Annotated in this window: 2 protein-coding genes and 1 tRNA gene; 2 read left to right on the top strand and 1 reads right to left on the bottom strand. The window is 56.0% G+C overall.

All coding sequences use genetic code 11. The features are described from left to right. The coding region (locus NW834_RS03960; RefSeq protein WP_414426221.1) for an ATP-binding protein at positions 1-2,629 on the top strand (2,629 nt) is incomplete at its 5' end. A 13-nt stretch (positions 2,630-2,642) separates the two neighbouring features. On the opposite strand, the gene NW834_RS03955 is transcribed toward NW834_RS03960, so the two are convergent. Next, positions 2,643-2,715: transfer RNA gene (locus tag NW834_RS03955), tRNA-Arg, on the bottom strand. 485 nt (positions 2,716-3,200) lie between these two features. On the opposite strand from NW834_RS03955, the gene NW834_RS03950 reads away from it, so the two are divergent. Then, positions 3,201-3,574 (top strand): hypothetical protein (locus NW834_RS03950; protein WP_414426220.1); only part of this gene is annotated, 374 nt, incomplete at its 3' end.

Genomic DNA, 3,574 nt, shown 5'->3' with positions numbered 1-3,574 from the left:
GCGGCCAGGAGACGGCAGCTTTTATCCAGAGCATCTCTATTTGGCCTTAGAAGCCACCCAACTGGGCTATTGGCAACTGGATTTGCGCACCTGGGAGTTGAGTGCTTCTCCCCAGTGCAAGGCCAAATACGGGCTGGATCCCGGCCAAGATTTCACCCTGGAAGTGTTTTTGCAGCACGTTCACCCGGAAGATCGCCAAAGGGTGAAAGAAGCTTTGCAGACGGCTGGGCCCAGGGCGGTAGAGGGGGATCCCAACTTTTCGGTGGAATATCGGGTTTACCAGGCCGACGGCCAGATGCGCTGGCAGCTTTCCCAGGGGATTATGCTCTTGGGGCCGAAAGGGGATCCCGGCGAGATTGTCGGCGTGACCCTGGACATCAGCGAGCGCAAGCAATTAGAGATCACCTTGGCCGAGCGAGAGCGCCACTATCGCCAGCTCCTGGAAGCCCTGCCCGACATGCTGCTTCGTCTGGATCGCCAGGGCCGATGTCTGGAGTTCAAGCCGCCCAGCCATTTTTCTGTCCCCCATCCCCCTGCCTACTACCTGGGCAAAACTCCTGAAGAGCTGTTTCCTGATACCGGTTGCACCGGTGGGGCGGAACCCATAGCCCAAGCCATTCGCGAGCATCTGGAGCTGGCCCTAGCAACCCGGCAAGCTCAAGAGATCGAATACCCCTGCCCAGAGGGATCCCCTCAGCCCCAATATCGCCAGGCCCGCATCGTTCCCTTTGGGGAAGATCAAGTCCTGATGATCATTAGAAACATCACCCCTCGTAAGCAAGCCGAGCTGAAGCTGCAGCGGCAATTGCAGCGAGAAAGACTGTTTAATCAGCTCATTCAGGCCATCAACACCTCTCTGGACTTACCCACCCTATTTGATGTGGCGGTGCGGGAAGTGGGGGCAGTGTTGCAGGCAGCACGAGTTACCCTTTATCAGTACCTGCCCGCTGAGGCCGTGTGGTTGGGCATTGCCAGCCATAGCCGATTTCCTAATTTGCCCAACAATCTGAACCTGCGACTGCCGGATAGCAGGGATTTTATGGTTTTCGATCATTTGAAACGGCTGCAAATTTTTCATGTCCAGGATCCGGAGCAGATTGCCGATCCCTTTGCCATTTATGAGAAGCGAGAATACCAACTGGGCCCTTGGCTGGTGATCCCGGTGGCTTGTCAGGAACAAATGTGGGGCGGGCTATCGCTGCGGCGCCTGACCTCAGATCCGGATTGGCAAACCGATGAGATCGAGCTGGCCAAGGCTATCGGGGAGCACCTGGCAGTGGCCATTCAGCAGGCAGAGCTTTATCAAAAGCTGCAGCAGGCCAATGCTGAATTGGATTACCAAGTGCGGGTGCGCAATGCAGAGCTCGAACAAGCTTACAACGACGAAGCGCTACTCCAGCTCATCACCGAAGAAATTCGCTCCACTTTGGATGAACAAAAAATCTTGGAAACGGTAGCCCGAGAACTGGCCCTCAGCTTGAACCTATCCAATTGCGCCATTGCCCTGTATGACCCAGAGCGGCAGGTCAGCGTTTTGGCGGTGGACTATTTGGCCGGAGAAGGGATCCGGCGCTTCCCCCTGGAGGTTTCGTTTGCGGATTTCGCCCATGTGCTTCGTCAGCTCCAGCGCGGACAGCTCTGCCAATTGAGCAACTTCCATCACCCCTGCTGGCCCAACCACGACCGCTACACCCTGATCATCGCTCCCATTTGCGACAAAAGGGATCTGACAGCTCAACACGAGGAACTGCTTGTTTTGGGGAATATTTGTGGCTCCCGTCCACCGGGGCAGATATTTACCGAGCGGGAACAACAGCTCATCCAACGGGTAGCCGGCCAATGTGCCATCGCCATTCGCCAAGCACGTCTTTATCAGACAATTCAGCGCCAGGTGCAGCAGTTGCAGGAGCTCAACCAACTCAAGGATGAGTTTCTGCACATGGTCTCCCATGAAATGCGCACGCCTCTCACCAACATGAAGCTGGCCATTGGGTTTTTATCCAAAGCCAACCTAACCGAGCGGGAAAGGCGCTACTTTCAAATTTTGGAGATGGAGACCAACCGCGAGCTGGAGTTAATCAACGACCTGTTGGAATTGCAAGCCCTCGAATCCGGAAACAAAGTCCTCAGACTTACCTGTTTATCTCCCCAGGAATGGATCCCCAATCTTGCCGAGCCCTTCCGGCTGCGAGCTGCCCAACAGGGCCAACAGTTTCAGGTGGAATGGGATCCCGACCTTTGGCTCCTCTGCACGGATGAGAGCCTCTTGTCGCGGGTGGTCAGCGAGCTTTTAAACAATGCGTGTAAGTACACCCCCACTGGGGAAAGCATCTATTTAAGTGTGAGCCAGGCTAACTCCAATGGCCGTCCCGGCTGGCTGATCACGGTGCGCAATACAGGGGCGGAAATTCCTGCAGAAGCGTTGCCCCGCCTTTTTGAAAAGTTCTATCGCCTCCCCCAGTTGGATTGCCGCAACGCCGGGGGAACGGGCTTGGGTCTATCGCTGGTTCAAAAGGCAGTGGAGCTGATGGGCGGATCCCTGCGGGTGGAAAGCCACTCTCGGCAGGTGATGGTTCAGATGTGGTGCCCCCATCAGGGCAGCTTGTCGGAAACCCCAAGCAAGGCTTAGAGGGCAAGGCCAGCGCCTTGCGCAGGACTCGAACCTGCAACCATCGACTTAGAAGGTCGGTGCTCTATCCATTGAGCTAGCAAGGCCGAAGAAAAGGATGCAGAGCCATTATATCCCCGACCCAGTTCCCAATCCCCAACCCTGCCCACCTGCCTCTGGCTTGGATTTCCGCAGTGTTGCTTGGGCAAATTGCGCGGTTTGCCTTGGGGAGCCAGGGCGGGATCCCTTCACCGTGGGAATGTTGGTTTTCGCTCAGGATATGAACGTCAAAGAGATCGTCTGCCAAGCTCTTGGAACGGGACGTCTGGGCGTCTCTCAGGAAACTTGACTGTACGGATAAGGAAGACTTGCAGACGGCAGATGCTTTGAGCAGATGCTTTGATCAGTGCCTTTTTGGATGGCGCTGTGCAGCGGGAGAGCCACAACTGGGCTCCCTGTGCATCGATCCCTTAAAATGGGCGAGCCGAAAGCAGAAAAGTACTCGTTTGAGTTCGAGGATCCCATGCAACCGAGCTATTGCGTCGGAGATAAGTCCAAAATGGGTGTTGAGGTGTCGAAAATTGGGATCCCCATGCCCTTGCTCCCTGATCCTGGCTCAGTTGGGCGAAAGAAAGCTTCTTCCGGCACTCAAGCTCTGTCTCCGGCAGCCAAGCGTCTGCTGCGCCTCTATCACGGTGGTAGCTTCATCTTTCTGGGCCTGCTGTGGCTGGTAGTCGGGATCCCCAGTCTCTGGGCTTTGCGAGCGGATATAGCCCGCCTGTGGGATTACTTTACTTGGACGGGCCTGCGATATGCCTTGTTTCACCGCCCAGGATGGCCGACTTTGGGGTTGTTGCTCTGTGTCAGCTTCACGATGGGGATCCTGATTGCCCAAAGCCGCTATGAGCTGTTCGGCCTGTATCCGGTGGAGCGTCTCATGCTGGAGCAGCAATCCCGCTGGATCCT

The sequence above is a fragment of the Synechococcus sp. R60.1 genome (genome assembly GCF_047461835.1).
GTDB lineage: Bacteria > Cyanobacteriota > Cyanobacteriia > Thermostichales > Thermostichaceae > Thermostichus.
This window is presented reverse-complemented; position numbering and strand designations above follow the sequence as displayed.